This is a genomic window from Brevundimonas sp. Br13, assembly GCF_055391505.1.
This window is the reverse complement of sequence record NZ_AP044008.1, coordinates 2,248,993-2,275,522: the sequence shown is the minus strand read 5'-3', so window position 1 is coordinate 2,275,522 and position 26,530 is coordinate 2,248,993. Positions and strand designations below refer to the sequence as shown.

25 protein-coding genes are annotated in these 26,530 nt (G+C 67.4%); 7 read left to right on the top strand and 18 right to left on the bottom strand.

The genetic code is table 11. From position 1 onward, the window contains the following. Window positions 1-94: 94 nt before the first annotated feature. The 7 genes from ACZ5M6_RS11150 to ACZ5M6_RS11120 form a co-directional block, all read right to left on the bottom strand. Window positions 95-1,225 carry a pyridoxal phosphate-dependent aminotransferase gene (locus ACZ5M6_RS11150; RefSeq protein WP_292136855.1) on the bottom strand — a complete coding sequence of 377 codons (1,131 nt, stop codon included), beginning with the start codon at window positions 1,223-1,225 and terminating at the stop codon, window positions 95-97. Continuing rightward, the gene (gene rsmA, locus ACZ5M6_RS11145) at window positions 1,222-2,031 is read right to left on the bottom strand and encodes a 16S rRNA (adenine(1518)-N(6)/adenine(1519)-N(6))-dimethyltransferase RsmA (protein WP_464158634.1); all 810 of its coding nucleotides are present in this window, start codon (window positions 2,029-2,031) and stop codon (window positions 1,222-1,224) included. Before rsmA ends, ACZ5M6_RS11150 begins: the two co-directional genes overlap by 4 nt. Window positions 2,032-2,039: 8 nt before the next feature. Next, complete coding sequence (pdxA, locus tag ACZ5M6_RS11140; RefSeq protein WP_054765813.1) at window positions 2,040-3,035, bottom strand: 4-hydroxythreonine-4-phosphate dehydrogenase PdxA; 996 nt, start codon at window positions 3,033-3,035, stop codon at window positions 2,040-2,042. Beyond that, window positions 3,032-4,387, bottom strand: coding sequence for a peptidylprolyl isomerase (locus tag ACZ5M6_RS11135; protein ID WP_231681292.1), 1,356 nt, complete (start codon window positions 4,385-4,387; stop codon window positions 3,032-3,034). Before ACZ5M6_RS11135 ends, pdxA begins: the two co-directional genes overlap by 4 nt. A 72-nt stretch (window positions 4,388-4,459) precedes the next feature. Further along, the gene (locus ACZ5M6_RS11130) at window positions 4,460-6,862 is read right to left on the bottom strand and encodes an LPS-assembly protein LptD (protein WP_464158632.1); all 2,403 of its coding nucleotides are present in this window, start codon (window positions 6,860-6,862) and stop codon (window positions 4,460-4,462) included. A gap of 81 nt (window positions 6,863-6,943) precedes the next feature. After that, window positions 6,944-8,086: an LPS export ABC transporter permease LptG gene (gene lptG, locus ACZ5M6_RS11125; RefSeq protein WP_464158630.1), complete on the bottom strand. Its 1,143-nt coding sequence runs from the start codon at window positions 8,084-8,086 to the stop codon at window positions 6,944-6,946. 2 nt (window positions 8,087-8,088) lie between these two features. After that, complete coding sequence (locus ACZ5M6_RS11120; protein WP_464158629.1) at window positions 8,089-9,237, bottom strand: LptF/LptG family permease; 1,149 nt, start codon at window positions 9,235-9,237, stop codon at window positions 8,089-8,091. 144 nt (window positions 9,238-9,381) lie between these two features. Between ACZ5M6_RS11120 and ACZ5M6_RS11115 the strand changes: the two genes are divergently transcribed. Genes ACZ5M6_RS11115 through ACZ5M6_RS11100 form a run of 4 tightly spaced genes read left to right on the top strand, consistent with a single transcriptional unit; the run spans window position 9,382 to window position 11,980 of the window. Further along, complete coding sequence (locus tag ACZ5M6_RS11115; protein ID WP_464158627.1) at window positions 9,382-10,857, top strand: leucyl aminopeptidase; 1,476 nt, start codon at window positions 9,382-9,384, stop codon at window positions 10,855-10,857. 20 nt (window positions 10,858-10,877) lie between these two features. Next, on the top strand, window positions 10,878-11,336 hold the full coding sequence (locus tag ACZ5M6_RS11110) for a DNA polymerase III subunit chi (protein WP_464158626.1): 459 nt from the start codon (window positions 10,878-10,880) through the stop codon (window positions 11,334-11,336). Window positions 11,337-11,341: 5 nt separating this feature from the next. Then, entirely contained in the window at window positions 11,342-11,650 is a 309-nt protein-coding gene (locus tag ACZ5M6_RS11105) for a hypothetical protein (protein WP_231681288.1), read from the top strand. A 24-nt stretch (window positions 11,651-11,674) separates the two neighbouring features. Continuing rightward, the gene (locus ACZ5M6_RS11100; RefSeq protein WP_464158624.1) at window positions 11,675-11,980 is read left to right on the top strand and encodes a hemolysin; all 306 of its coding nucleotides are present in this window, start codon (window positions 11,675-11,677) and stop codon (window positions 11,978-11,980) included. A 3-nt stretch (window positions 11,981-11,983) separates the two neighbouring features. Here the strand turns inward: ACZ5M6_RS11100 and ACZ5M6_RS11095 are convergent, their stop codons facing one another. After that, window positions 11,984-12,910 (bottom strand): LysR family transcriptional regulator, encoded by a 927-nt coding sequence (locus ACZ5M6_RS11095; RefSeq protein WP_464158622.1) that lies wholly within the window; start codon window positions 12,908-12,910, stop codon window positions 11,984-11,986. Window positions 12,911-13,027: 117 nt separating this feature from the next. Between ACZ5M6_RS11095 and ACZ5M6_RS11090 the strand changes: the two genes are divergently transcribed. Then, a complete protein-coding gene (locus tag ACZ5M6_RS11090; RefSeq protein WP_054765807.1) occupies window positions 13,028-13,741 on the top strand; it encodes a pirin family protein in 714 nt (237 codons plus the stop codon). A gap of 44 nt (window positions 13,742-13,785) precedes the next feature. Here ACZ5M6_RS11090 and pip read toward each other — a convergent pair whose 3' ends face one another. From pip to ACZ5M6_RS11065, 5 genes are all read right to left on the bottom strand, one after another. Beyond that, window positions 13,786-14,760: a prolyl aminopeptidase gene (gene pip / locus ACZ5M6_RS11085; RefSeq protein WP_464158620.1), complete on the bottom strand. Its 975-nt coding sequence runs from the start codon at window positions 14,758-14,760 to the stop codon at window positions 13,786-13,788. A 44-nt stretch (window positions 14,761-14,804) separates the two neighbouring features. After that, window positions 14,805-15,161, bottom strand: a complete 357-nt coding sequence (locus ACZ5M6_RS11080) for a DUF423 domain-containing protein (protein WP_191553981.1) — start codon at window positions 15,159-15,161, stop codon at window positions 14,805-14,807. Window positions 15,162-15,257: 96 nt separating this feature from the next. After that, on the bottom strand, window positions 15,258-15,878 hold the full coding sequence (locus ACZ5M6_RS11075; protein ID WP_464158618.1) for a C15 family peptidase: 621 nt from the start codon (window positions 15,876-15,878) through the stop codon (window positions 15,258-15,260). A gap of 52 nt (window positions 15,879-15,930) precedes the next feature. Next, the gene (locus ACZ5M6_RS11070) at window positions 15,931-18,657 is read right to left on the bottom strand and encodes a coiled-coil domain-containing protein (RefSeq protein ID WP_464158616.1); all 2,727 of its coding nucleotides are present in this window, start codon (window positions 18,655-18,657) and stop codon (window positions 15,931-15,933) included. 114 nt (window positions 18,658-18,771) lie between these two features. After that, window positions 18,772-18,951 carry a hypothetical protein gene (locus tag ACZ5M6_RS11065; RefSeq protein ID WP_464158614.1) on the bottom strand — a complete coding sequence of 60 codons (180 nt, stop codon included), beginning with the start codon at window positions 18,949-18,951 and terminating at the stop codon, window positions 18,772-18,774. A gap of 155 nt (window positions 18,952-19,106) precedes the next feature. On the opposite strand from ACZ5M6_RS11065, the gene ACZ5M6_RS11060 reads away from it, so the two are divergent. Continuing rightward, on the top strand, window positions 19,107-20,585 hold the full coding sequence (locus ACZ5M6_RS11060; protein WP_464158613.1) for a phospholipase D-like domain-containing protein: 1,479 nt from the start codon (window positions 19,107-19,109) through the stop codon (window positions 20,583-20,585). 37 nt (window positions 20,586-20,622) lie between these two features. Here the strand turns inward: ACZ5M6_RS11060 and ACZ5M6_RS11055 are convergent, their stop codons facing one another. The 5 genes from ACZ5M6_RS11055 to folD all read right to left on the bottom strand — a co-directional run bounded on the left by ACZ5M6_RS11055 (window position 20,623) and on the right by folD (window position 24,605). Next, on the bottom strand, window positions 20,623-21,366 hold the full coding sequence (locus ACZ5M6_RS11055; RefSeq protein ID WP_054765802.1) for an endonuclease/exonuclease/phosphatase family protein: 744 nt from the start codon (window positions 21,364-21,366) through the stop codon (window positions 20,623-20,625). Between the two features lie 72 nt (window positions 21,367-21,438). Continuing rightward, window positions 21,439-22,113: a TPM domain-containing protein gene (locus ACZ5M6_RS11050; protein WP_292136832.1), complete on the bottom strand. Its 675-nt coding sequence runs from the start codon at window positions 22,111-22,113 to the stop codon at window positions 21,439-21,441. Further along, window positions 22,113-22,937, bottom strand: a complete 825-nt coding sequence (locus ACZ5M6_RS11045; protein ID WP_464158610.1) for a TPM domain-containing protein — start codon at window positions 22,935-22,937, stop codon at window positions 22,113-22,115. The genes ACZ5M6_RS11050 and ACZ5M6_RS11045 overlap by 1 nt, the downstream gene beginning before the upstream one ends. A 7-nt stretch (window positions 22,938-22,944) precedes the next feature. Then, entirely contained in the window at window positions 22,945-23,619 is a 675-nt protein-coding gene (locus ACZ5M6_RS11040; RefSeq protein WP_464158608.1) for a LemA family protein, read from the bottom strand. 62 nt (window positions 23,620-23,681) lie between these two features. Continuing rightward, window positions 23,682-24,605, bottom strand: a complete 924-nt coding sequence (gene folD, locus ACZ5M6_RS11035) for a bifunctional methylenetetrahydrofolate dehydrogenase/methenyltetrahydrofolate cyclohydrolase FolD (RefSeq protein ID WP_464158606.1) — start codon at window positions 24,603-24,605, stop codon at window positions 23,682-23,684. A 100-nt stretch (window positions 24,606-24,705) separates the two neighbouring features. Between folD and ACZ5M6_RS11030 the strand changes: the two genes are divergently transcribed. Further along, on the top strand, window positions 24,706-26,529 hold the full coding sequence (locus ACZ5M6_RS11030) for a PPC domain-containing protein (RefSeq protein WP_464158604.1): 1,824 nt from the start codon (window positions 24,706-24,708) through the stop codon (window positions 26,527-26,529). The last annotated feature ends 1 nt before the right edge of the window (window position 26,530 follow it).

Sequence of the window (26,530 nt, the reverse complement as noted above, 5' to 3'; positions counted from 1 at the left end):
TTCCCACAAGGCAGGTTCCAGAGGGTAAATATCGGCCTAGGGGCGATTGCTTAGGTACGACCCACCATGGGCCTGCCGCCTTTTGCGGATCGGCTCAGCCTGGATTTCGAGCGGCGAACCAAGGCGTGATTCGTTCCAACGCGGCCTTGATCTCCCCTGTCGAGACCGCGAAGCTGAAGCGGATGTAGCGTCGACCATCGACGGGGTCGAAATCCACGCCCGGCGCGGTGGCCACGCCGGTATCGCGCAGCAGTTGTTCGCAGAAGGCCACGCTGTCGTCCGTCAGGTGGCCGATGTCGGCCCAGATGTAGAAGGCGCCGTCAGGCGGCGCGATCTTCCTCAATCCAAGCGCCGGCAGGGCCGCCAGCATCAGCTCGCGGTTGCGGGCGTAGGTCTGGATATGGCCCTCAAGCTCGTCGATCGCGTCCATGGCGACCAGGCCTGCGTGCTGGCTGAGGCTGGGCGGGGTCAGGAACATGTTCCCGATATAGGCGCGAGCGGCCTCGATCAGGGCCTCGGGGACCAGCAGCCAGCCCAACCGCCAGCCGGCCATGCTCCAGTATTTGGAGAAGCTGTTGATCACCAGGGCGTCCGGCGCGAACTGCAGCATCGACGGGGTCGGGCCCGCGTAGGACAGGCCGTGGTAGATCTCGTCCGAAAGGATGGCGATGTTTCGCGCGCGGCAGACCTCGGCGATGGCGGCGAGTTCGGCCTCCGGGATGATGGTCCCGGTCGGATTGGCCGGGCTGGCGATGATGACGCCGGCCGGAGCGGGATCGAGCGCCTCCAGCTGGGCGGCGGTCAGCTGGAACCGGGTCTCGGGACCGCAGGCGATCTCCACCGGCTCCAGATGCAGGGCGCGCAGGCTGTTGCGATAGGCGACATAGCCGGGACGGGCCAGGGCGATGCGGTCGCCCGGCTTGAACCGGACGCTGAGCGCCAGGACCAGGGCGGGCGAGGCCCCGCAGGTCAGCAGGATGTTGGCGGGATCGACCGTTACGCCGTACCGGTCCTGGTACAGGTGAGCAATGCGGGCGCGCAGGTCGGGGCTTTCCCAATAGCCCATGGCGTCGGCGTCCAGCACCTGATGTGCGCGGGCGACGGCGGCAGCGGGCGCGCCGGTGGAGGGCTGGCCGAATTCCATATGGATGATCGACCGGCCTTCGGCTTTCAGCTGGTGCGCCAGACGGCTGACGGTGATGGCGCGGAAGGGTTCGACGGTCATGTCAGGGCGTCCGCCAGTCTGAGGAAGCCGGCCACGTCGATCGTCTCGGCGCGGGCGTCGGGTTCGATGCCGGCGGCCCCGCAAAGGGCGGCGCCGCCGAGCTGTTTCAGGCTGGAGCGCAGCATCTTGCGGCGCTGGCCGAAGGCGGCGGCGGTGACGCGTTCCAACTTCTTCAGGCGCTCAGGCGACGGGCGCTCATCCAGCGGGACCAGATGGACCACGGCCGAGGCCACCTTGGGCGGCGGGGTGAAGGCGGCGGCGGGCAGGTGCATGACGATGCGGGCGGTGCAGACGGCCTGGGCGATGACGGCGAGGCGGCCGTAGGCGTCCTCGCCGGGCCCAGCGGCGACGCGCTCGGCGACCTCCTTCTGGAACATCAGGGTCAGGCTGTGGGGCAGCCAGGGGCCGGTCAGCCATTTGATCAGCAGGGCGGTGCCGACATTGTAGGGCAGGTTGGAGACCAGATGGGCGGGGCCGGAGACCAGATCCGCCTCCTTCACCTTCAGGGCGTCAGCCTCGACGATCGTCAGACGACCGGAGCCATCGTCCAGTTCTGACAGCAGGGGAATGAAGCGCGGATCCTTTTCGACGAGGACCACGGGGCCTGCGTCGGAGTCCAGCAGGGCGCGGGTCAAGCCGCCGGGGCCGGGGCCGACCTCGATCACGGCGCGACCGTCGAACGGGCCGGCCAGGCGGACGATCTTGCGGGTGACGTTCAGGTCCAGCAGGAAATGCTGGCCAAAGCTCTTCTTCGCCGACAGGCCGTGGGCGTCGAGGGTTTCGCGGAGAGAGGGAAGGTCGGTCACACGCCCTGTTAGCGCGCGGCGCGGGCCGCCGCCATCTCCGATGCCAGACGAACGGCGGCGATCAGACTGTCCGGACGCGCGATCCCCTTGCCGGCGATGTCGAAACCCGTGCCGTGATCGGGCGAGGTGCGGATGACGGGCAGTCCCAGGGAGACATTGACCCCGCCCCAGAAGTCCAGGGTTTTGACCGGGATCAGGGCCTGGTCGTGGTACATGCAGATCACCGCATCATAGGTCGCGCGGGCGTCGTCGTGGAACAGGCTGTCGGCGGGTTTGGGGTCGGTGATGTCGATCCCTTCGCCGCGCAGCTGTTCGGCGACGGGGATCAGGGTCTCGATCTCCTGCAGCCCCAGGGCGCCGCCTTCGCCCGCGTGGGGGTTCAGGGCGGCCATGGCCAGGCGCGGGCGGGCGATGGCGAAGTCGCGCTTCAGGCTTTCGTGGACGACGCGGGCGGTGCGGGCGACCCGCTCGGCCGTGATCAGCTCGGGAACCTGATCCAGGGCGACGTGGATAGTCACCAGACAGGCGCGCAGGTCGCGGGCGGCCAGCATCATCACGGGCCCCCGCGTGCCGGCGTAGGGGGCGTCGGCGGTCAGTTCGGCGATGAACTCGGTGTGGCCCGGAAAGCGGAAACCCGAGGCGTACATAGGCGCCTTGGCGATGGGGGCGGTGACCAGACCCGAGGCTTCGCCCGACAGAGCGAAATTGACGGCTTCTTCGATGCCGTCGGCGACCGAGGGCGCATTGACCGGGTCGGGAAGGCCGACTGTCACCGGCGCAGGCAGGGCGCGGTGAATGACCGGGAGGGCCCGCTCGAAATGCTGGGCGGCCTCGCCGGGCGTGAAGACGTCGGCGACGGCGATCCCTTGCGCCTCAAGCAGGGCGGCGTCGCCGATTACGGCGAACGGCAGCATGTCGGCCGAACGCGCCCGCCAGGCGGCGGCCACGATCTCCGGCCCGACGCCGGCGGGTTCGCCCAGCGTCAGGACCAGAGGCCGGGTCATTTGAACTCGATCAGGGCGTCGTTGCGCAGATCGCGGATATAGCGACGCTCCAGCACCGCCAGGTTCTGGCCGCGCAGGCGGTTCTCGACCTGCTGACGATTGGGGGCCTCAGGACCGCCGACGCGACGGCCGCAGACGGCGACCAGATGAAGCCCGAGCGGTGTGCGGATCGGGGTCGAGACCGAGCCGATCTCGCCGGTGCGGGCGAACTGCTGGAACTGGGGCGCCAGATTGGCCACGTCCGATTCGCCCAGGTCGGCGCCGATCACGCCCTGGGTCGCACGCGCCTGGGACAGGATGTTGTCGCAGTTCAGTCCCTGGCGGAGGCCTTCCAAAGTCCGGGTGGCCGCTGCGAGCTCGGCCTCTGACGCCGATTCCGGCAGTTCGACCATCATCTGCTTCATTGAAACCAGGCTGGTGGCCGCGCCATCGCGCTTGTCGCGCATATAGATGATGTAGACGCCGCCATCGACCGGGACGGGGTTCGACAGCTGGCCGGGCTGGAGCTGGTCGAAGATGGTCTGAAGGGCCGGCTGCACCGTGCCCTTGACCACCCAGCCTGCGTCGCCGGGGACGCGGGCCGAGGCGGACGGGGCGGAGGAGAACTGTTGGGCGACCGCCTGGAAGGGCGCGCCCTGAATGATCTGCTGCACCAGCTGGCGGGCGCCGTTCATCGCAGCCTCTTGGCCGCCGACCCGCGCCGCTTCGATGTAGATTTCACCGATCAGATACTGGGGCTGGGCCGCCGCCTCGTTCAGGCGGCGCAGCTCCTGCTCGACTTGAAGCGTGCTGGGTCGGGCGCGGCTGTTGAAGCGGCCGGGCACCAGCTGGCTCCAGCCGATCTCCGTGCGCAGGTTTTCGCGGAAGGCGCTGGGCTGAATGCCGCCCTGCTGGAGAAACTCCATATAGGCGGCCGGCGTGACGCCGGCCTGGCGCGCCATCTGGGCGATTTCCTCGTCGATCTCCTGGTCGGTGACCTTCAAGGTCTCGAACTTGGTGATTTCCTGGGCCTTCAGCCGTTCTTCGATCAGTCGGTTCAGCGCCGCCTGCTGGATCGCCGGCAGATTCTGTTCCGTCGGCTGAACCTGGGACGAGGCGATCAGCATCAGCATCTGCTGGCGCAGATCATAGCCGGTGATGATCTTGTCATTAACCGTAGCGACAATGCCGTCGGCCAGTTCGAACTGAGGCGCGGCGCGGGCCGCAACCGGTCCGTCTCCGGCCGCCGGGTTAGGCGCGCCTGCGGCCGTCGGCTGCTGGGCGGCCGGAGCGGGCGCCGTCTGACCATAGGCCGAACCGGCGAGGAGGAGCGCCGCGAGCGCAGCCCCCGTCGAATAACGCATCAAACCCATTGGTCGTCCTGATTCCTCACAGCGGTCCACCGGCCGGGCCGGCAGGCGGTCGCGCCCCGTACAGCGTCATGCTCAACGCAATCCGCCCTGTCCATAACCTGAACCTCCGAAAGTGGCGAGGTTTAGGCGTAGATACACCCCGTCCGACGGACCACTGGCCCGAACCCGCGTATTGTCGCGGCGATAACCGATCTCGACCCGAAAACAATCGTCGTCGAAAAGGAGGCCGACCTCCTGGCGGGTGATGACGTTGCGCTCCAGGTCGGCGATCCCGGCTACGGCCACGCCCCAGTGGCCGTAGACGAACTGCTGACCCGCCAGCTGGACGAATTCATAGTTCCGATTGAGCGGCCCTGACAACGGATTGGACCGATCGACGATATAGCTGAAGCTGGCCAGGTTGCGCCGGCCCCAACGTCCGTCCAGCGCGGCCTCGGCGCGCCGGATGTCGCCCGACCCGTCGACGGTGGCGTGGCCCCAGCTGCGGATACGGTCCGAAGGCGAGAAACTGCCCTGGACCACCCAGTCGGAAGCCGAGGAGGCCAGGCCGGTGGGGTCGTAGAGGGCGCCGGTCGTGCTGTCGGGTATGGTGGTGCGGAAGGCGTCTTCGTCGTCGGCGCGGTAGCTGCGGCCTACGAAAAGGCTGGCGCTGCGGCCTTCGGACCAGCGGATCGTGGCGCGGGCGCCGGCGGTGAAACGGGCGCCGCCTTCCACCAGATCATAGCCCGAGAAGCGGTCCATGCGGAACAGGGAGGATTCATCCAGTTCGATGACCTGTGAATCCTCATTGGGAATGCGGGGGTCGATGTCGGACTTGTTGGAGACCGACAGCTGGGCGACCGGCTCCAGAATGATGTCGCCGCGCGGCGTGCGACGCACCAGGGGGTAACTGAGGTCCACCCCGGCGCTCGCGCGCGTGCGGCTCAGCGTCTCGTCGCTTTCGACGCCCATCATCGGCGGCAGGTCGGACAGGGCGTAGAAATCCACGCGGGCGTCGACGAAGGGCTCGATACGCAGGCCGTTGGGCGTGATGAAGACGCGACGCCACTCCGCCTGACCTGTGATCCGCCGGCTGTCCACGCCCGAAAGCCCCGCTGGGGCCCCAGGCACGATGTCCGGATTGAGCACCGGCGCGCCGACGAAAACGTCGCGATACAGGGATACGGCGGACCCCTTCAGCCGCAGCCGGCCGCCGCCGATCAGACCCGACGGCTCCCAGCGGGCGTCGACCAGGGGGGCGACGATCGGCAGGGCACCGTCGTTTTCAAAGACCTTGAACCCTTCCGCGTCGCGGAAATCCGTGTCGGCGAAGCGGTTGTCCAGTCTCAAGCTCTGGATCGAAAAGGCTGCGATCGAAATATAGGAACGGTCGGTCTGACGCTCGGCGTAAACTTGGCTGATCAGACGACGACGGTCGCCGTAATAGAGGCCGTTGTCCTGATAGGGGTTCTGAATGTCATAGCGGTCGAACAGGGTCTTGTCGGACGTCCGCTCGGCCGTGAAGCCGAGGCGCCAGGGGCCCCAGAGGTCGAACTCGCCATGGGACAGCACATAGCTGCGATGTTCCTTGTCGCCGAAACGGATGTTGCTCTCATAATCCCCGTCGCCGTCCCGATCGAAGTCGCCGAAGGTCCGTTCGTAGGTGTAGCCGCCGCGGGCGACGATCGTTCCGTTGACGAAGCGGCGGCGCCACTGAAGGTTCAGCAGGGGCGACACCCGCGTGTTGAACTGCGGGCTGATCAGCCAGTCTTCCGACGGCGAAACGACATGCAGATAGGGGGTTTCGATCGAGACGCCGCGGCCTTCGTCATAGTTGACGATCGGCACCAGGAAGCCGGACGCGCGTTCGACGGTGGGATCCGGGTGGGCGAAAAAGGGGGTGTAGAAGACGGGCACCCCGCCGATGCGGAACATCGCATTGCGGTAGATGACGGCGCGCAGGGCCTCATCCTGAACCACCTTCTCAGCCTGGATCGAGAGGCTGGGGGTCTTGGGACCCTTGTCGTCGCAGATGGGGCAGGGGGTGAAGACGGCGTAGTTCAGCTCATTGACCCGTTCGCTTCGGCGAACCGCCGTCGCGGCCATCAGGCTGGCGCCGTTGCTGAAACGGGTGGCGAAATCGACGGCGACGGCCGCCTTCAGTTCGCCGTCGGCCTCCAAATGGCTGGCGTAGACGACCGTGCCGTCCGGCGCGATCGCCTCCACCCGGCCGTCGGCCGCGGCCGCGCCGGTGGACAGATCATAGGTCAGGTTCTCGCCCCGAAGCACATGACCGTCAGCGCGCAGATAGACCCGGCGCGCGCCGTTGCTCTGGGCGACGATCGTGTCGCCGACACGGCCGGCGCTGTCGGCGTCCACATAGACGGCGCCCTGGGGCAGGACGTCGGAAACCGCCGATTGATCCGGCACCGGCTGAGCCTGGGCGAGCGCCTCTTCCGCGAAGGGCAGACACGCCAGGAGCGCCGCGCCGGCCAAAAGCCTAGCCCGTAAGGCCCTTGAACGCCGATCGCGATCACCTTGCATGAAGCATCCGTCTGTCTTGAGCGAGGCGCTCGCTTAGCCGTCTTCGGTATAGAACAGCAAGGTGAAGGCGGCGAGGGCCGTCAACAAGGGCGGCAGCCATGCCGCCACCAGGGGCGGCACCACCTCGGCCGAACCCATGGCCGAGCTGAATTGGTTCAGGAAGAAGAAGGCGAAGCCCAGGACGACGGCGGCCACGCTCATCCTCGCCAGGTCCCCAAGACGCATCAGACGTAGAGAGAAAGCCGCCGCCAGTATGGACATGGCCGCAAAGACCAGGGGCGTCGCCAGCAGCTGCTGAAGCCGAAGGCGATAGGCGGTTGAGGCGAAGCCGGCGTCCTCGATCCGCTGGATCTGATTCGGCAGGGACCAGAAGGGCGTCGATTGGGGACGGGCGAATCGCTCGAACGCCTCTTCGTCCGCCAGGCTGGAGAGCAGATCGAGGCTTGAATAGGCGACGGCCCTCTGGCCGATGCTGGCGCCGACGGCGTTGGTCAGACGCCAGCGGCCGGCGCTGAGCGCGGCCGACTGGGCGTCGATCCGTTCGGAAAAGTCGCGATTTCCTTCCGCATCCGTGACGTAGATGAAGAAGGTGACGTCCAGAAGCCGGGCGTTGGCGCGGTCCTGACGTCCCGCTCGGATGATCATCTGACGCTGATCGTCGCCTTCGCGCAGCCAAATGGGGGCGTCCGTCCGGTCATCGTTGGCGGCGCCGGAAATGCGGGCGCGTTCGCGCTGCCACAGACCGTCGCCGGCTGAGGCCAAGGGCCCCAGAACGGTCACGGTAAGAACGCCCAGGGCGAAGGCCATCCCGGCCGCCGGAAGGACGAAACGCCAGGCCGACACCCCCGCCGCCCGCATGGCGACCAGTTCGCTGCGTCGGTTCAGGCCGATATAGGCGCCCAAGGTGCCGAACAGGAAGACGAAGGGCAGCAGCTGGACGATCACCGCCGGCGACTTCAGCGCCACCAGACCCAGGATGCGCAGGGCCGAGAGATCCTGATCCGATCCTACGCCGCGCGACACCTCGACGAAGTCGATCAGCATGACCAGGGCGGAGATCACCGCCAGGGCCACGCCCAAGGCGCGCAACTGTTGAATCAGTACATAGATTTCGATGCGGCCCAGACGGGGAAGGCGCGAACGCAAGGACTGGGCGGGAAGGGACAGAGACCTCATGGTCACCCCGTCCTAGCCGGAGACAGGGGCCGCAGCCGCTCAACGATCGCCCAGGACCGGCGCTTTCGCGGCTTAAGTGCGCGAAACAGAAGCCGGAGCGCCAAGGCGGTCGCGGCGAGGGGCGCGATATATTGGAGCAGGTTCATCCAGGGGTTCCAGGCGCTGGCCGCGACCAGGCCATAGCCGATCACCCGCACGAGCAGAAACAGACCGGCCGCCTTAGCGATGCGAAGCGAATAGCCGGTGCGGCTGAAGGCGCCGCCCAGGATCGCCGCCAGGGCCATGGCCATGGCGGTCAAGGCGTAAAGCGGCGCTGATATCCGCGCATGGGCCTCCGCCAGAAGTTCTCCCCGCGAGCCCGCCGTTTCGAGCACGCGCGGGGTCGGGTTGAGCAGTTGACGCAGATAGAGGTCGGCCGGCTTGTAGCGAATCTGCTCGGTCACGGCCGAGAACTGTCCCAGCGGAAAGTCGTAGCGGTCGAAAGACAGGGTTTCGAGTACGCCGCGCGAGGAATATTTCTGCCAGGAGCCGTCGATCATGGTCAGGACCGGCTCATTGGCGGCGTCACGCCCGAAGCGGGCCTCGGCCGCGCTCCAGTTCTGGCTGGACTTGCCGTCGTCCAGATAGACGAAAAGGTTCTTCAGAAGACCGTTCTGCTCAATCTGCTGGACATAGACGGTCAGCCCGTCCGGCCCCTGGACGAACTGGCCTTCCTCGACAAGCAGGGCCGCCAGGTCGGTGCGGATGGCGAAGGCCTGGTTGCGGGCCTCCCGTTGGGCCCAGGGCTGGGCGAACAGGGTCATGATCAGGTTCAGGATCAGCACGAGGATGGCGAGCCGCGCCGCCGGCGATATGACCTGCCAGCGGGTCATGCCCCCGGCGAAGGCGGCGGTCAGTTCCTGCTCGCGCTGCATCCGGGTCAGGGCGATCAGGGCGCCGACGAACAGGCCTATGGGCAGGATGACGGCCAGCAACTGAGGCAGGGCCAGAAGCGTCAGCTTGACCATCACCCAGACGCTCTGACCCCGTTCCACGATGACCTCGAGTTGGTCGAGGCTCTGACTCAAAATTCCGATTCCAGCCAGGGACGCGCACGCCGCGACCACGGGTAGGGAGAGCTGGCGAAAAAGGTATCTTTGGATCAGGGTCATGGGCGGATGGACTTCGCCCGGTTGCAGGCGGCGGCGATGAGGCGCATCTAGTAGCACAGGAGGGCGCGTCCGCGACAAGCAGACGCGCCGTTTGTCTTTTTCTTCTGTTGTGAGCGCCGGGTGGGGCCCGGCTGGAGTCGTTGAATGAAGATCGAGTTCGTCGCTGCCGTTGACGCCGCTGAAATCCTGGCCGTGCCTGTTCATGAAGATCGCGTCCTCGCCGGTTCCGGATCGGAACTGGACGAACAGTCCGGCGGCGCCCTGACCCGCGCGATGAGCAAAGGACGGTTCGCAGGCAAGGCCGGCCAGACCCTGATGGTTGCAGCCGTCTCTGGCGCAAAGGCGGAGTCCATCCTGCTGGTCGGCGCCGGGGCGGCGGACAAGATCGACGACCTGGCGGTCGAGGCGTTCGGCGGCAACGCCTATGCTGCGGTGAAACTGTCGGGCGCGGAAGTCCTGACCATCGACGCCTCTAACCTGAGCCCTGAACAGGCCGCGCGCGTCGGCTTCGCGGTGCGACTGGCCGCCTACCGGTTCGACAAATACCGGACGACCCAGAAGCCGGACAAGATTCCGTCGATCAATACGGTGCGCGTCGTGACGTCCGACCTGCGCGCCGCCGAGGCCGCCCTGGAGCCGCTGACGGCTGTGGCCGACGGCGTGATCTTCGCCCGCGATCTGGTGTCCGAGCCCGCCAACGTCCTCTATCCCGCCGAGTTCGCACGCCGCGTCAAGGCGCTCGAGAGCCTGGGCCTGGAGGTCGAAATCCTCGGCGAGGCCGAGATGGAGAAGCTGGGCATGCGCACCCTGCTGGGCGTCGGCCAGGGCAGCCGTCGCGAAAGCCAGCTGGCGATCATGAAGTGGAACGGCGGCGAGGCGGGCGCCCAACCCCTGGCCTTCGTCGGCAAGGGCGTCTGCTTCGACACCGGCGGCATCTCGATCAAGCCGGCCGAAGGCATGGAGGACATGAAGTGGGACATGGGCGGCGCCGCCGCCGTGACCGGAACCATGATCGCCCTGGCCGGCCGCAAGGCCAAGGTCAACGCCGTGGGCGTGCTGGGCCTGGTCGAGAACATGCCGGACGGCAACGCCCAGCGTCCGGGCGACGTGGTCGTGTCCATGTCGGGCCAGACGGTCGAGGTGATCAACACCGACGCCGAGGGCCGCCTCGTCCTGGCTGACGCCCTTTGGTACACGCAGGAGCGGTTCAAGCCGAAGTTCATGATCGACCTGGCCACCCTGACCGGCGCCATGATCGTGGCCCTGGGCCTGGACTACGCCGGCGTCTTCTCGAACTCGGACGAGGTCGCCGAGCCGATCCTGGCCGCCTCTAAGAAGGTGGGCGAGAACTTCTGGCGCATGCCGATCCCGGCCATCTACGAACAGCACATTGATTCGAAGATCGCCGATGTGAAGAACACCGGCAACGGCCGCGCCGGCGGCTCGATCACCGCGGCCCTGTTCCTGCAGCGCTTCACCAACGGCGTGCCGTGGGCGCACCTGGACATCGCGCCGACCGCCTGGGCGAACAAGAGCCCCAGCCCCACCGTGCCGGAAGGCGGCGTCGGCTTCGCCGTGCGCACCCTGGACCGGATGGTGGCCGACACCTACGAAGCCTGAGCCCTGGACGGTAAAGCCGGATGAGCGGCAAGCCCGAAATCTGGTTCTACCACCTGGAGCGGTCCTCCCTGGACCAGGTGCTGCCGACCCTGCTCGAGAAGACCCTCGAGCGGGGCTGGCGCGCCCTGATCAAATCGTCTCATGCCCATCGGCTGGATGATCTGGACGAGCGGCTGTGGACCTTCCACGAAGAGAGTTTTCTGCCGCACGGTCGGGCGGATCAGCCCCATGCCGATCGCCAGCCGGTGCTTCTGAGCGAATCGGGAGAGAACCTGAACGGCGCTCAGGCGCTGTTCATCGTCGATGACGCAGAAGTGGGCGCCACGGAAGGGATCGAACGATGCTTCATCATTTTCGACGGTCGGGACGAAACGGCGCTCCAGCAGGCGCGCGCCCGCTGGAAGACGCTGAAGACGGACGGGGCCAATCTGGCCTATTGTCGCCAGACGGACGAAGGGCGCTGGGAAAAGGCGGCCTGATCGTCTTGGCGGCCTTGGCTGGCTGTTCCACGCCCGTCGCAGAAAAGCCGGCCCCGCGAACCGTGGAACAGGCGCAGGTCACGCCGCCTGTGGGCAGCCGCATGCCGACCGCCCAGACGACCGATGTCTGCAAGGCAGGGGAACTTCAGTATCTGGTGGGGCGGCCCAAGACCGAAATTCCGGTGCCTGTGGATGTCGTCAACCGGCGCGTGACCTGCACCACCTGCCCGGTCACCCATGATTTCTCGGCCTACCGGCTGAACATCTTCTACGACGCCCAGACAGGGATCATCGAACAGGTCCGCTGCGGCTGACGCTGGCTTTTAGGAGAGACGACCATGAAGACCGCCTTCATCCTGACGACCCTGATGTCGACGGGCCTGGCCCTGTCGGCCTGCGCCCCGACCGAGACGCCCGCCGCCGGCGCCGCGCCGGGGGGCGACACTGCGTTCAAAGCCTGCAAGGTGGAGGACTATCAGGCCTATGTGGGCCGGAACCGTTCGACGGTGCCCAGCGCGCCGGAAGGTCAGACCTTCCGCCTCCTGTGCACCACCTGCGCGGCCACGATGGACTATCGCGAGAACCGGGTGAACTTCGTCTATGACGAGGCGACCGGCATGATCCAGCAGGTCAAGTGCGGCTGAGCCTCAGCGGCCGACCTCGTCACCGGGCCAGAGCGGAGCGCTGAAGGTCTTCGCCAGATAATCCATCAGAGCCGACACGCGCGCCGGGCGCGGTCCGCCGCTGGGCGCAACCAGATGCAGGGCGATGGGGGGCAGGCGCCAGTCGGTCATGACCGTTTCCAGCCGCCCTTCGGCGACGTCCCTCCAATAGATGAAGTCCGGCTGGGGGAAGAGGCCCAGGCCCGCGCAGAGGGAGGCGGTCAGGGCGTCGGAATTATTGGCTCGCAACGGCCCGCGCGGCCGCACCACGACCTCTTCGCCGGCGTCATTGATGAAGCGCCAGGCGTCCGGGGTCGGCATATAGGCGTAGCCGAGGCAGGAATGCCGCTCCAGATCGTTCGGATGGATCGGCCGCCCGCGCTGGGCCAGATAGTCAGGCGAGGCCACGAGGAACCGCTCGACCGGCCGCAGACGACGCGCCGTGAGCGATGAGTCGGGCAGGGCGGCGATGCGCAGGGCGCAGTCGAAGCCGCCGCCCACCAGATCGACCACCTCGTCCGACAGATGCAGATCGACGGAGACATCCGGATGGGTCGCCAGGAACTGCGGCAGGGCCGGGGCGACATAGGCCATGCCGAACGACATGGGCGCGGCCAGCCGCACGAGGCCGCGCGGCGTCACGGACATGTCCAGGGCCTCGGACACCGCCCCTTCCGCCTCAGCCAACATCTGGCCCGCGCGCGCCGCCAGATTGCGCCCCGCGTCGGTCAGGGCGAAACGGCGCGAGGTCCGATGGAGCAGGGTGGTCTTCAGTTGTTGTTCCAGCCGCGTCACCGCCTTGGACACCGTCGCCTTGGACAGGCCCAGGGCGTCAGCCGCGCCGGAGAAAGACTGGGCCTCCGCCACCTTGGCGAAGATGGCGAGGGCCTCGAGGTCAGGCAGGCGGGACATGGCGACCTCCAAGTCGGAAACGATGAGTTTCAGGGGTTTCTATTTCTGTTCGGTCGTCGATCTCTATCTTGGCGTCAAGTCAATGACGCCGGGACGGCCCGGCCTGAGGACAGACCGATGATCGAACGCAGACCCTTTGAATCTCTCGGCGGCGCCAACCATGGCTGGCTGAACGCCAAACATCACTTCTCCTTCGCCAACTACTATGATCCCAAGCGGATGAGCTGGGGCAATCTGCGGGTTTGGAATGACGATGAGATCGCCGCCGGGACCGGCTTCCCGCCTCACCCGCACGCCGACATGGAGATCATCACCTATGTCCGCGACGGGGCCATCACCCATGAGGACAGCCTGGGCAACAAGGGCCGCACCGTCGCCGGCGATGTTCAGGTCATGAGCGCCGGCACAGGCATTCGTCACGCCGAATACAACGCCGAGCCGGAACTGACCCGAATCTTCCAGATCTGGATCGAGCCGACCAGGCGCGGCGAGGCCCCCAGCTGGGGCTCTAAGCCCTTTCCCAAGGGCGAAAGGGCGGGCCAGTTTGTGGTCCTGGCCTCGGGCTTTGAAGGCGACACGTCCGAGAGCGGCGGGGGCGCCCTGCCCATTCGCACCGATGCGCGGATCGTGGCGGCGACCCTGAACGCCGGCGACAGCGCCGACTATCCGCTGGGCGCCGACCGTCGCGGCTATCTGGTTCCGGCCAAGGGCGAGATCGAGGTCAATGGGGTTCGGCTGAACGCTAGAGACGGCGCGGCCATAGCCCAAGAGGAGCTGGTGACGGTCAAGGCCCTGTCGGACGCCGAAGTGGTCCTGGTGGACGCGGCCTGACGGTTGAAGGGCGCCGGGCGGGGTCGATCCCGCCCGGCGCCGCTTCAGAGATTCGCCGCCCAGTCTGTTGCGCGAATGAGGCTGTCGATGACGCCAGGTTCGGACGAGGCGTGGCCGGCGTCACCGACGATGTCCAGCTTCGCCTCGGGCCAGGCGCGGTGCAGGGCCCAGGCGCCGGCGATCGGCGTCACGACGTCAAACCGGCCTTGGGCGATCCAGCAGGGAATGTGGCGCATCCGGTCCACATTCTTCAGAATCCAGCCGTCTTCAGGAAAGAAGCCGGCGTTGGTGAAGAACCAGTTTTCAATCCGCGCGAAGGCGACCGCGAAGGTCGGGTCGGCGAACTTGTCCGGCTTGGCGCCGGGCCCTTCCACGCTGACGGTCTCGCCTTCCCAGCAGGACCAGGCGACGGCGCAGCGCTCCCGCTCGCCCTGATCCTCGCCGATCAGCCGCTTGTGATAGGCCCCCATCAGATCGTCGCGCTCAGCGACGGGAATCGGCTCGACAAAGCGTTCCCAGGCGTCGGGGAAGATCATCGAGGCGCCGTCCTGATAGAACCAGTGCAACTCCTTCTTGGTCAGAAGGAAGATGCCGCGCAGCACCAGGGCCATGACCCGTTCAGGATGGGTGATGGCGTAGGCCATCGAGAGGGTGGAGCCCCACGATCCCCCGAACACCACCCATTTGTCGACGCCGCAGCGCTCGCGCAGCCGTTCGATGTCCTCGATCAGGGTCCATGTGGTGTTGTTCTCTAGGGACGCATGCGGTCGGGACTGGCCGCACCCCCTCTGGTCGAACAGGATGATCCGGTAACGCGCCGGGTCGAAATAGCGCCGCATGCCCGGATTGACCGCCCCGCCGGGGCCGCCGTGCAGGACCAGGACCGGCCGGCCCTGGGGATTGCCGCATTCCTCGTAATAGATCTCATGGACCCCGTCGGTCTGCATCCAGCCGGAGGCGAAGGGCTCGATCTCGGGATAAAGGTCTCGACGCGGCTCAGAAGGCGCAGGGAAGGCCATGGGGAGGTCTTTCTGAGAGGCTGCAAGCGCGGCCGTACTGGAAACTAGGGTCGCAATGCCGCAACAGCGAGGCAAAACCAAGCCGAGATCATCAGCAGACCGCCGATTGGAGCCACCATTCCCATGGTCGACAGGCTGAGCACGCCAAGAAAGGCCAGGGCGAGCCCGAACACCAGCCCGCCCGTCGCGCCCAGCCATCCGGCGAGCCGCGCCAGCCGCCCGCCTCCGGTCCAGACAGCGCAGGCCAGGGCGAAGACGGCATGGGTCAGTTGATAGGCCGCGCCGGTCGACAGCAGCGTGCGGACCTGCGGCGCCGCACCATGAGCGGCGAAGGCGCCGAGCGCCACGGCCATGGCGCCGTTGAACGCGGCGAAGACGATCAGATTGCGGTTCACCATCATGGATCGACCCTAGGGCATGATCGTTTCGGGCGGAACCGGGGAGTTGTTCCTCTTGAGCCGATCCGGCTCTACCGGTTGGTCCGCCGAGGGCAAACGTCAGAAGCGCGGCAGAAGCGCCATCTGCCCCGCCATTACAGAGGCGGCGGTCTTCACAGCCTTCTTCACCGCCGCCTCGTCAGCGCCCGGCGGCGCGCGCAGCAGGCCCACGGCCGGGGTATGCGCTTCGTCGGGCAGATCGGCCAAAACCCGATAAAGGAGATAGGAGCCCACATCATCGACAGAGTCCGATGAAGCATCGGCCGCCAAACCGATTTCGTTCAGGGCGCGGATGATATCCGCCACAGGAGCCGTCGTCCGGGCGACGGCGGGGCCGGTGTCGGAGAGGCGGGATTTGCGATCCAGCGCGCGGTTTTCGGCGCGCATCTGCATGCGGAAGCCGCCCCCCTTTGGATTACGTCCGACAAGAAGAACCGCGCGGCAGTCGCCGCTGTCCAGGACGCCCCCGATCATCCGAGCCAGATGATCCGGGTCCTCGGCCGGAATGCGCAGGGTGCGGGCGCCGGCAGGGCTCCAGACCTCGCCCGAAAGATCCTCGACCAGATCCCAGCCGGGCGCGTCCGCCTCATAGGCGCATATGGCGATGCCGGGTCGACGGTCGGATCGCCCCGGCGTTTCGGTCTCAATGATCATGCCGGCCCCGATCCCCACGAATTCCATGAAGTTTCCGTGACGAAGACAGGTGAAGGAAACAGGGGGCCGACGTCAAGCCTCATCCCAGATCGCCGACCGCTGCGTCCAACAACATAAAGGCGCGGCCGCCGTCGGACGCCAGGCGGGTCTGGATGGCCGCAAGATCCCGCATGCGCGCCGCGCTCGCCAATTCCTGGGCGAAGACCCGGACATAGCGTTCCGCGTCTGCGCGGAGTTCGGGGTCGCTCAGCACGCGCCTAGACACGCTGCGGACGGCGGCCGGGGCGACGCGTCGGACGATGTGACGGGCGCCGTCAGGATCGCCGTCGCCCAGCAGGCGCGCCGCCTCTTCCACGCGCGAGCGCGGCAACAGGGCGTTGGGATCGACACCCATGCGGCGGATGGCGGCCGAGACGCGGTCCGACAGGGCCGCCGTGTCCGGCGCGGCGGCGGTCGGGGTGTCCAGGTCCAGCGGCGGCGCTTCCGGGCCGCCCGCGACCAGTTCGGCCCAGCCCAGGCCGGCGCCGGGCGACTTGGCCTTGTCCGGCTCGGTCGGCGCCAGACGCAGCCGGCCCCGCAGGCCGAAGCCCTTGTCCTCTTCGCGCTCCGGCGGCGAGGCGGGCAGGCGAGACGAAGGCCGGGGCTCCGGCTCAAAATCAGGGTCTCGGCGGCGGCCGGTCGGGGCGTCGCCTGAGACCACGCCCATCAGGCGCACCGCCTCCGTCAACATGTCGTAGTTTCGGCGAACCCTTTCCTGGAAGCCGACATCCAGGGCCTCGGTGTCCTCGGCCGCCTTGCGCGAGGCGGCGGCCAGGGCGTTCAGTCCTTCTTCCACACTGGCGCGAACGGCGTCGACGCGCGCGCGCGCCTGTTCGGGCAGGCGGGCCGCCCTTTCGTCGACGTCGGCCACGGCCGTGTCGATCTCGGAGAGGGCGGCGTTGAGGCGATCGATCAGGCTTTCCAGCCGCTGGACCATCCGTTCGCCCGCCTGTTCCAGCAGACCGGAGGTTTCACCGACGATGCGTCGGGCGTCTTCGATCCGGGCGTCAGCGGCTTGGTCGGCCTTCTGAGCGGCCTCGAACAGGGCTTCGCCGAGGCGGTCGGCGCGCAGCCGGGCCTGTTCGGAGGCGTCGGCGGCGGCGGCGCGGGAATCCTCGGCCGTGGCGCGCATCTGCTCCAGGGCGCGGCGGGTCTCCTCCATCAGGGTGTCGCGCGCATCGGCGGCCAAGGCTTCGAACCGATCGAGCGAGACCTTTGTGGCGGCGTCGAAGCCGTCCGCCTCGCGCTGAGACATGTCGACGAGGGCGCGGAACTGATCGCCGGCGGCTTCCAGAATTTCCCGCAAGGCCTGGATCGAGGCCTGGGAGGTCTGTCCCATTTCGTTATGGGCGGCGCGTGTCGCCGACAGATGTTCGACGAATTGGGCCCGCTGGCTCTCGACCTGGGCGGAGAAGTCCTCCTGATCGGTGCGCAGGGCGTAGGCGGCGGTAACCAGGGCTGCGCGCTGTTGGCTGAGCCCTTCCTCGACCGACTGAATCTGTTCGGCGACCCCCGAGCCCGCATTCTCCAGGCGGATCGTCTGGCGCGCCAGATCATCGGCGGCGACGCGAGCGGCGTCCTGGGCCTCTCCCGCAGCCGCCGCCATGTCGGCGGCTCGGGCGGCCAGGGCGGCTTCCGCCTCGCGAAGCTGGGCTTGAGCCAGGTCGGAGGCGTCGGCGACCATGCGCGACTGGCGCTCGACTGCGTCGAGGACTCCGGCGGCCTGGCTGTCCAGATGAAGGCCCAGGGCCTGCATCTGATCCCGCTCCCGCCCGAGGTTCTCGACCAGGCGTCGGGCAGTGCGGCCGGCGGCCTCCGCCGCCTCGTTCAGACGCTCGGTCTCCTCGGCCAGGGCCTGCCGAAGCAGGGCCATGTCGCTGCGCGCGCGCTCGGCCGCCAGGGCGGCGTGGTCGATGTCGGTCCGAAGCGAGGTCAGGACCTGCCCCGCCTGATCTGCGGCGAAAGCCGTGGGGGCCACCAGCGATTCTGCCATTCTGCGCGCGCGCCGCGTCTCGGCCGCCAGGCCGGCGCCCTGGAGAATGGCGTTGGCCAGGACCAGCGTCAGGCTGGCGGGCGCCAGGGCGAGCAGGGCGTAGACGGCGATCCTGAGCGGATCCAGGTCCGTCCCGCCGGCGCCGACCTCATAGGCCGCCCATGAGGCGACCCCTCCGATCCACAAGGCCGAGGCCAGGCCGGCGAACAGATAGGCGTTGCGGCCGCTTGGGGCCGGCGTCGAGCTCCCGGGCGAGGCCGGAATGGGCGGGGAGCGTTCGAAGGGCGCCGGCGGCTGGCCCTGGGCGACCGCCATTTCCAGCGGACCCGCCGCAGCGTCGGCGATCGTCGGTTCGGCGATGGGAGCCGAATCGGCCTCAGACGCCTGTTGCGGAACCGGCTGGTCTTGATCCGGCGTTCTGATCCGGAAACGGGAGGGGGGGCGACGCTGGGGGGCGGGCTCCGGCTCAGGCTCTCCAGGCGCGTGATCCGCGATCTGGGCTTCGGCGCTCAGACGCTCCGCCTCTTCTTGGGCGCGCCGCGCCTCTTCCGCCAGCCGGCGGCGGCGACGCTCAGAGATCGGACGTTCCGGCGGCGGCGGCGGAAGGGGCGCCAGCTCGGCCTGCGGCGGGCCTTCGCCGCCGGGTTCGTCCGCGACGTGGCCGGGTTCCCCGTCAAATCGCTCGGTGGCGGGCAGGGCGACGTCCGGCGTCTCTTCAGGCAGGACGGCGTCTTCGTTCGTCAGGGTCAGCGGCGGCCGGTTACGGGATTTCATCAGGCGTCGAGCTCGATTCATGCGCAGGCGCGCGAGCACGCGCCGATTCGACCCTAGCGAGTTGAAACCCAAGGTCCAAGTCGAACCGGTTCAACAGAGGTGGACGGTTCGCAATCAGCAGTCCGGCCGAGCGTTGGACTTGAACGTGGCGGCGTCGTCCGTGCGGCAGTCTTTGACGCGGTGAACTTCGCGGTCGGCGGCGGGCGGCGCGTGAATATCCACCCCGAACTGCGAGAGGACGAGGGCGGCCAGCAGGGCGACAAGGCCGGCGATCAGTTCGACCAGCACCTGCATTGAAAACACCTCCCCGCCCGTTCGGCCGTGCAGTTATGCGCCTTTTTGGCGAACGTCACAATCCTGCCGCCAAAGATTGACCGCGCCGAGGCTCCATGGAACGGAGACGGCGAGCGTCCCATCGCGGTGTCACGCGAATCGGGCAGGCAGGCGGAATGACCCAAGTCGCTGACGGCTATGAAGGAAGTCTGTTGGGCCCCGACGCCGGGGTGTGGCGCAGCGCGCCCGCCGGCCGCTTCTCGATTCTGATGGAGAACGAAGCCTATTTCGACGCCCTTTCGTCCGCCTTGCAAAAGGCGGAGCGGTCGATCGTCATCCTGGGTTGGCAGTTCGACCCCCGCACCCACCTGGATCCCGAAACCCGGCCCGGTGAGAAACAGCATGAGATCGGCCATCAGCTGCGGATGCTGGTGAAGCGCAAGCCCGAGCTGGACGTTCGGCTTCTGATCTGGAAATCGCCGCTGCTGATCGCCGCGTCCCAAGGCTTTTATCCGCACCGGGCCCAGCGCTGGTTCCGCAAACGTATGGTCGAGTTCCGCATGGACGCGCCGGGCCCGATCGGCGCCTGCCATCATCAGAAGGTGATCGTGATCGATGACCGGGTCGCCTTCTGCGGCGGGGGCGACATCTCGACCGACCGCTGGGACTCCGACGAGCATCTGGACGGGGATCCGCGGCGGGCCCTGCCCAGCGGGCTCATCTGCAAGGCGCGTCACGAGGTGATGTGCGTCATGGACGGCGAAGCGGCGCGCGCCCTGGGTGACCTGGCGCGCGAGCGCTGGTTCCGTGCGACCTGGGAAAGGACCGCGCCGGACGAGGTGGACAACGACCCCTGGCCGGACGGCGTGCCGGTTCAGATGACCGACGTCCCGATCGGCATCGCCCGGACCGAGCCGAAATGGTCAGGCCGTCACGAGGTACGGGAAAACGAAGCCCTGCACATGGAGTCGATCCGACGCGCCAAACGGCTGATCTATCTGGAAAACCAATATTTCACCTCGCCCGTGATCGCCGCCGCCTTGGCCGAACGGCTGGCGGAGGTGGACGGGCCGGAAGTGGTGGTGGTGTCCACCGGCAAGAGCCCCAGCTGGTTCGACAGCATCACCATGGACACCGCCCGCGCCGAGGTCCTGTACCGATTGGAGCAGGCGGACCGCTACAATCGTTTCTTCGCCTTTTCGCCCCTGACCCGAAGGGGCGACCGGATCATCGTCCACGCCAAGGTGTCCATCATTGACGATCAGCTGCTGCGGATCGGCTCGACCAATCTGAACAATCGGTCGATGGGGCTGGACACCGAATGCGACGTGGCCGCCGAACCCCGGGACGACGCCGGGCGCGCAGTGATTCGCGCCCACCGCCATCGCACCATCGCGCACTGGATCGGCGTCGCCGCCGAAGAGTTCGCCGCCGTCGAGGGGGTGATGGGGTCCACCGGGGCGGCCATCTGCAGCTTCGAAAGCGAGCGGCTGCGACCGCTGGGCGCCGAACCCCCGACGCCCATCGAGCGCCTTATCGCCGAATGGCAGTTGGGCGACCCCACATCCACGAGCGACGCCTGGCGGCCGTGGAAACGGCTGAATCGATCCCATCGAACGCGGCCCGCCTCCGAAGGCGGCCTGGCGCCGGGCTGAGGCTCCGCGCAGCGGTTCCGTCCGGAAGGCCCCGGCTCTAAGCCGGATCAGCGTCCGGAACGATGTCGAAGTCGATGATCAGAGGCAGGTGATCCGACGCCACCCTCGCCAAGGGAGAAAAGTCGGATCTTACGCCCGTGACGCGGATCTCGGAGCTGACGAAGCAATGGTCGATTCGGATGGCCGGAAAGCTGGACGGGAAGGTTTTCACCGAGGGCTTCAGATCGAGGCGACGCTGACAGTCGTCGAGACGCCGCGCCAAGGTCTGATAGGGGCGGGTGATCGATGTGGCGTTGAAGTCCCCGGCCAACAGGGCCGGACCCTGACATCCGCCCAGCCAGCCTGACCCCACCAGGGCGGCGGCCTGCAGTCTTTGCTCTCGAGGCACCAGGCCCAGATGGGTGTTCAGAACATTGACGGCCGCGCCGTCGATCATGATCTCGGACCAGAGGGCGCCGCGCGGCTCCAATCCCGGAATGCCGCGGACGGTAGGCAGGGCGTCGGCTCGGATCAACCGCTCGGGGTGGGGGGTCAGGATGGCGTCGCCGTAAAGCTCGGCCTCCACTCGCATGGCGGGGTGAAAGCGCGAGGTCATGGCCAGGCCCTCGGCGATCGCCTCGGCCTGATCCACCTTGCCCGTCCGCAGCCGGCCGACGTCCAGCTCCTGAAGGCAGACGACGTCCGGCTCATGCTGGCCTATGACGGCGACGATGCGATCGACGTCCAGTCGCTTGTCCGTGCCGACACAGCGGTGAACATTATAGGTCAGTAGGCGAGGCATGATTTCCCGGTAAGCGGGGCAGGGACGCAGGATTAGGCATTTTGGGCGCGGATTACGACCGCGGTGCGACGATCACAGCACGACCAGCCGGTCAGAAAGCTCATTGGGGTTGTCGGGACGTGGTGGAAAATGCGTCGTCAGGACCTGGCCGCACTGCTGTACGGCGGCTTCGAAACCGGCCGCAGGCGAACCGGCCTTCAGTCCCCGCACCAGGGCCGCTACGGCGTCGGCCCAGACCCCCTCGTCCACCTTCTGAAGGATCAGTTCGTCCGCGATCAGTTCGACCTGATGTTCGGCCAGGGCGGCGAAGATCAGAACACCCGTACGCTCGCGCGTGACATGGACGCCATGGGCGAGAAACTGCTGCATGGCGGCGGCCCGCACGCGCTTGCGGCGGATAGAGCGCGGTGTAACCCAGCGCAGCACCGGCGGAATGCGCGTCAACAGGAAGACGACGGCGAAGAGGACGACCTGGATCAGGGCGTAGAGGGTCAAGGTCTGACGGATGATTTCAGATGTCGATTCATGCGCCGCCTGCCAGCCGTCGCCGGTCCAGCTCAGGCCGAAGCCGAACGGAATGAGCAAGGCGGGCGCCGCGAGGGCCGCGGTCCCCGCCCAGGCCAGGCTGACGTCCCTATAGGACGAGACGCGCCCGGCCAGGACGCAGAAGATCTCGCCTGAGGTGGCTTGTTCGGCCTTGGCCACTGCATCGGCGATACGGTTCCGATCGTCTTCGGTCAGTCGCATCACCATCCTCCCGAGGCGCCGCCGCCGCCGAACCCGCCGCCGCCGCCCTTGAATCCGCCGAAGCCCCCTCCACCGAAGCCCCCGCCGCCGCGTCCGGCGTTCTTCAAGGCCTCGGACGCCGCCCAGATCAGTATGGGCGATACGCCGTTGCGTCGATGGCGGCGGCCGCCGTTCGCAAAACCGACGCCGATAACGAAGAGGCCCAAGCCGATGAGGGCAATGACGATCAGGGGAATCGCCGGACCGGAGTCGGCCTCTTCCGCCTGGGCCGCAGCGGCCCGCGCCTCCGCCTCGGCCGGGTCAAGCCGAAGCTGTTCGATCAGCCCATCCACGCCGTCGACGATCCCGCCCGAATAGTCGCCCTCGCGGAACGCCGGCAGGATTCGGTTGCGAATGAGCTGGGACGAGAAGGCGTCGGTCAAGATCGGCTCCAACCCATAGCCGACCTCGATCCGAACCTTGCGTTCCGTTGGAGCCACGATCAGCAGGGCGCCGTTGTCCTGATCCTTTTGCCCGATCCCCCAGGCGCGCCCCAGGCGATAGCCGTAGTCCTCGATCTCCAGCCCATCCAGACTCGGAACCGTAACCACGACCAGCTGGTCGCTGGACTGAGCCTCCAGCGCCGCCAGCTTTTCGGTAAGGGCCTGCTCCGTCGCCGCGTCCAAAAGATCCGCCTGATCGACCACCCGGCCGGAAAGGGGCGGAAAAGCCGGCTCCGCCAAGGCCGCGGACGCGACCGCCAGGGCGATGATCAAGGTCGTGAGAAGGCCCGCCAGACCGGCCGCGACCGTGCGATGTTTCACCAGGGCGAGAAAACCGCTCACGAGGACGTCACTGCGCGGGCGGGGCGGATCCCGGCGTCACCGGCGCCGCTCCGCCGCCCGGGGCAGCGGCCGGCGCTCCGAGGTTGAACTCCACCTTGGGCGCCGACTGGGCTTCGGCCGTCGCGGTGAACAGCTGCATCGGCTGCGAGCCGGAATGGACCGTCTTGGCCCAGATCACATTGGGGAAGGTCCGCAGGGTGGTGTTGTAGTCCCGCACGGCCTCATTGTAGTCGCGGCGGGCGATGGTGATCCGGTTTTCCGTCCCCTCCAGCTGAGACTGCAGGGTCAGGAAGTTCTGATTGGCCTGGAGCTGGGGATAGGCTTCGACAGAGACCAGAAGGCGCGACAGAGCGCCGGAAAGCTGCCCCTGGGCCTGCTGGTACTGCTGGAAAGCCTGGGGATTGCTGAGGTCGGCGGCCGAGACATTGACCGATGTCGCGCGGGCGCGGGCGTTGATCACCTCCGTCAGGGTGGTGCGTTCCTGGATCGCCGCGCCCTGAACGGTGGCGACCAGATTGGGCACCAGATCCGCCCGGCGCTGATACTGGGCCTGGACGTCGGCCCAGGCGGCTTCAGCCCGTTCCTGTTTGGTCGGAATCGTATTGTAGCCGCAGGCGGACACCGCCGGAACGGCGATGAGCGTTGCGGCCAAGGCCAGAGCGCGAGCATTGGAACGAGCCATGGTTTCTCCCCTCTCGGCGATCAGCGCCGTGGCGGCGACTATCGCCCCACGGCTGCAACGCTTCAAGCGTCCAATGGCTCCGGTTCGACGCCGATGGAGCGACAGGCGGCCGAATAGGTGTTGGCCAGCAGACAGGCGATGGTCATGGGGCCGACGCCGCCGGGAACTGGGGTGATGCGACCCGCTATCTCCACCGCTTCCCTGAAGGCGACATCGCCGACCACGCGGGTCTTGCCCTCGGCCGCCTTGACCGGATCGGCGGACGGCACGCGATTGATGCCGACGTCGATCACGGTCGCGCCCGGCTTGATCCAGTCGCCCTTGATCATCTCAGGCCGGCCGACGGCGGCCACCAGTATGTCGGCCGTGCGGCAAAGGGCGGCCAGGTCGCGGGTCTTGGAATGGGCCACGGTGACGGTGCAGTTTTCGGCCAGCAGCAGCTGCGCCATCGGCTTGCCCACAATGTTCGACCGGCCCACGATGACGGCGTTCAGACCCGTCAGGTCGCCCAGCTGATCCTTCAACAGCATCAGACTGCCCAGCGGGGTGCAGGGGACCATGCCGGCCAGTCCGACCGCCAGCCGTCCCGCATTGACTACATGAAAGCCGTCGACGTCCTTGTCGGGATCAATGGCGTCCAGCACGACCGAGGAGTCGATGTGTTTCGGCAGCGGCAACTGCACCAGAATGCCGTGGATGTCGGCATCGGCGTTCAAGGTCGCGATAAGGGCGAGCAGATCTTCCTGGCTGATCGTGTCGGGCAGGCGGTGGGTGTCGGACCGCATGCCGGCGCGCAGCGTGGTCTCGCCCTTGTTGCGGACGTAGATCTGGCTGGCCGGATCTTCGCCGACGATGACGACGGCCAGGCCCGGCTTCACCCCCTCATTGGCCTCCAGGCGGGCGGCGGCGGCGGCGACCCGGTCCACCAGGGCGGCCGCATAGGCCTTGCCGTCGATCAGTATGGCGTGCGCGGGCTCGGCCGACATGAGAGCTCCTAGGCGAGAAGGGACGGAAAGGGGATGGCGCGATTTACAGCCGTCCCCGTTCTGCGTCTATGATCGGGCGCAAACTCTTGGAGTGTTCTTCATGAAGCCCTCGCTTCTCGCCGCCGCCGGCGCCCTGGCCCTGATCTGGAGCGTCTCGCCCGCCCTGGCGCAGGAGGCTGCGAGCCTGAGGATCGGCGCGACCGTTGACGGCGCCCTGGGGGAGGGCGACGCCCGGGACACCGACGGCGACTATGTCTATGACGACTATCGATTCGCCGCGCGCGCGGGCCAGCGGCTTGAGGCGGTGCTGAGATCCGACTCCTTTGACGCCTATTTGGCCCTTTACGCCGAAGGATCGGACGAGGCCTTGGCGGAAGACGACGACGGTCTGGGTGAGGGCACGGACGCGCGGCTGCGCTTTACGCCCGAAGAGGACGGAACCTATGTGCTGCGGGCGCGGACCCTGTCGGGAACGGACGGCGGGGGCTACAGCCTGTCGCTCCGCGAACGGCCCGCCCCGGCCCGAGCGCCCCGGCCCGCGCGGATCCGACTGGGCGCCGAGGAGGCCGGAGAACTGACCGATCGCGACCCCCAACAGGAGGACGGCGGCTCCTATGACGCCTACAGCTTCCGGGCGGAACAGGGCCAGAGAGTCATCATCACCCTGAACTCCGACGACTTCGATCCCCTGGTGCGGGTCGGGCGAATGGCGGGCGGCGACTTCGTCGAACTGGCTCACAATGACGACGGCCCCGATCAGGGGCTGAACTCCCGCCTCGTCTTCACGGCGCCGACGGCGGGCGACTATGTGATCCGCGCCACGGCCGTGCAGGACGGAACCGGCGCCTATACGATCGGACTGGCGCCCGCCCCTGACGCCCCGCCGGCGAAACCCCTCGTGATCGGCGATAAGGTCGAGGGCGAACTGAATGCCGACACGGGGGCCAATGACGACGGTCAACGCGCCCAGCTGTATCGCTTCAGCGCTGAGGCGGGTCAGCGGGTCGCCATTGAACTGTCGTCAAAGGATTTCGACACCTATCTGGTCCTGCGAAACGGTGTTGATGGCAGTGTGATCGCCCAGGACGACGACGGCGCAGGCGTGGGTACGAATTCGCGCCTGACGGCGACCCTCGATACGGCGGGAGACTATGTGGTCGAGGCGCGGGCCTTCAGCGGCGACGGGGAGGGACGATTCACCTTGACCGTCAGCGAAGTCGCCCCCCCGCCGCCGCCGACGCCGATCCAGTTCGGCGACACGGTCGAAGGCGAGATCAAGACCGAAGATCCCCAGTCGGATGGCGGCAAACACTATCACGCCTACGCCTTCTCCGGCGCGGAGGGAGAGCGTATCCAGGCGATCCTTCGATCCGGCGACTTCGACGCCTATCTGGAGGTTGGGGCCGCCGAAGGCGATTTCACCGCCTTGGCCAGCGACGACGACGGCCTGGCCCAGGGTACGGATTCGCGGCTGAACTTCACCCTGCCGAAGACCGGCGACTACGTCATCCGGGTCATGCCCCTGTCGGCGGAAGAGGACGGGCTCTACGCCCTGGAACTGACCGAGCGCGGCCCGGAGCCGGAACCCGGCAGCATCCTGGTCGGCGCCACGGCGCGCGGAACCCTGAGTTCCACCGACGCCATGACCGAAGAGGGCGCCTATTACGACGCCTATCGCTTCCAGGCCAAGAAGGACGAGAAGCTGCGCATCACCCTGGTCTCGAACGCCTTTGACGCCTTCCTGGATCTGGGCGAAGGCGGCGAAGCCTTCACCAGTCTGGCGACGGACGATGACGGGCTGTCGGACACCCACGCCAAGCTGGAATGGACCGCGCCGGAAGACGGCTGGTACGTCGTGCGCGCTCGGGCCCTGGCCCCCAATGAGACCGGCGCCTATGCGCTGGCGGTGGAACGCCAGCCCTGAT

Coding starts and splice junctions, on each gene's coding strand:
- ACZ5M6_RS11090 (WP_054765807.1), top strand. CDS start 13,028: ATGATCGAACGCAGACCCTTTGAATCTCTCGGCGGCGCCAACCATGGC.
- ACZ5M6_RS11110 (WP_464158626.1), top strand. CDS start 10,878: ATGAGCGGCAAGCCCGAAATCTGGTTCTACCACCTGGAGCGGTCCTCC.
- ACZ5M6_RS11120 (WP_464158629.1), bottom strand. CDS start 9,237: ATGACCCTGATCCAAAGATACCTTTTTCGCCAGCTCTCCCTACCCGTG.
- ACZ5M6_RS11030 (WP_464158604.1), top strand. CDS start 24,706: ATGAAGCCCTCGCTTCTCGCCGCCGCCGGCGCCCTGGCCCTGATCTGG.
- ACZ5M6_RS11135 (WP_231681292.1), bottom strand. CDS start 4,387: ATGGGTTTGATGCGTTATTCGACGGGGGCTGCGCTCGCGGCGCTCCTC.
- folD (WP_464158606.1), bottom strand. CDS start 24,605: ATGTCGGCCGAGCCCGCGCACGCCATACTGATCGACGGCAAGGCCTAT.
- ACZ5M6_RS11065 (WP_464158614.1), bottom strand. CDS start 18,951: ATGCAGGTGCTGGTCGAACTGATCGCCGGCCTTGTCGCCCTGCTGGCC.
- ACZ5M6_RS11080 (WP_191553981.1), bottom strand. CDS start 15,161: ATGATGGTGAACCGCAATCTGATCGTCTTCGCCGCGTTCAACGGCGCC.
- ACZ5M6_RS11055 (WP_054765802.1), bottom strand. CDS start 21,366: ATGCCTCGCCTACTGACCTATAATGTTCACCGCTGTGTCGGCACGGAC.
- ACZ5M6_RS11115 (WP_464158627.1), top strand. CDS start 9,382: ATGAAGATCGAGTTCGTCGCTGCCGTTGACGCCGCTGAAATCCTGGCC.
- ACZ5M6_RS11070 (WP_464158616.1), bottom strand. CDS start 18,657: ATGAAATCCCGTAACCGGCCGCCGCTGACCCTGACGAACGAAGACGCC.
- pip (WP_464158620.1), bottom strand. CDS start 14,760: ATGGCCTTCCCTGCGCCTTCTGAGCCGCGTCGAGACCTTTATCCCGAG.
- pdxA (WP_054765813.1), bottom strand. CDS start 3,035: ATGACCCGGCCTCTGGTCCTGACGCTGGGCGAACCCGCCGGCGTCGGG.
- ACZ5M6_RS11050 (WP_292136832.1), bottom strand. CDS start 22,113: ATGCGACTGACCGAAGACGATCGGAACCGTATCGCCGATGCAGTGGCC.
- ACZ5M6_RS11150 (WP_292136855.1), bottom strand. CDS start 1,225: ATGACCGTCGAACCCTTCCGCGCCATCACCGTCAGCCGTCTGGCGCAC.
- lptG (WP_464158630.1), bottom strand. CDS start 8,086: ATGAGGTCTCTGTCCCTTCCCGCCCAGTCCTTGCGTTCGCGCCTTCCC.
- ACZ5M6_RS11075 (WP_464158618.1), bottom strand. CDS start 15,878: ATGGAATTCGTGGGGATCGGGGCCGGCATGATCATTGAGACCGAAACG.
- ACZ5M6_RS11095 (WP_464158622.1), bottom strand. CDS start 12,910: ATGTCCCGCCTGCCTGACCTCGAGGCCCTCGCCATCTTCGCCAAGGTG.
- ACZ5M6_RS11100 (WP_464158624.1), top strand. CDS start 11,675: ATGAAGACCGCCTTCATCCTGACGACCCTGATGTCGACGGGCCTGGCC.
- ACZ5M6_RS11060 (WP_464158613.1), top strand. CDS start 19,107: ATGACCCAAGTCGCTGACGGCTATGAAGGAAGTCTGTTGGGCCCCGAC.
- ACZ5M6_RS11040 (WP_464158608.1), bottom strand. CDS start 23,619: ATGGCTCGTTCCAATGCTCGCGCTCTGGCCTTGGCCGCAACGCTCATC.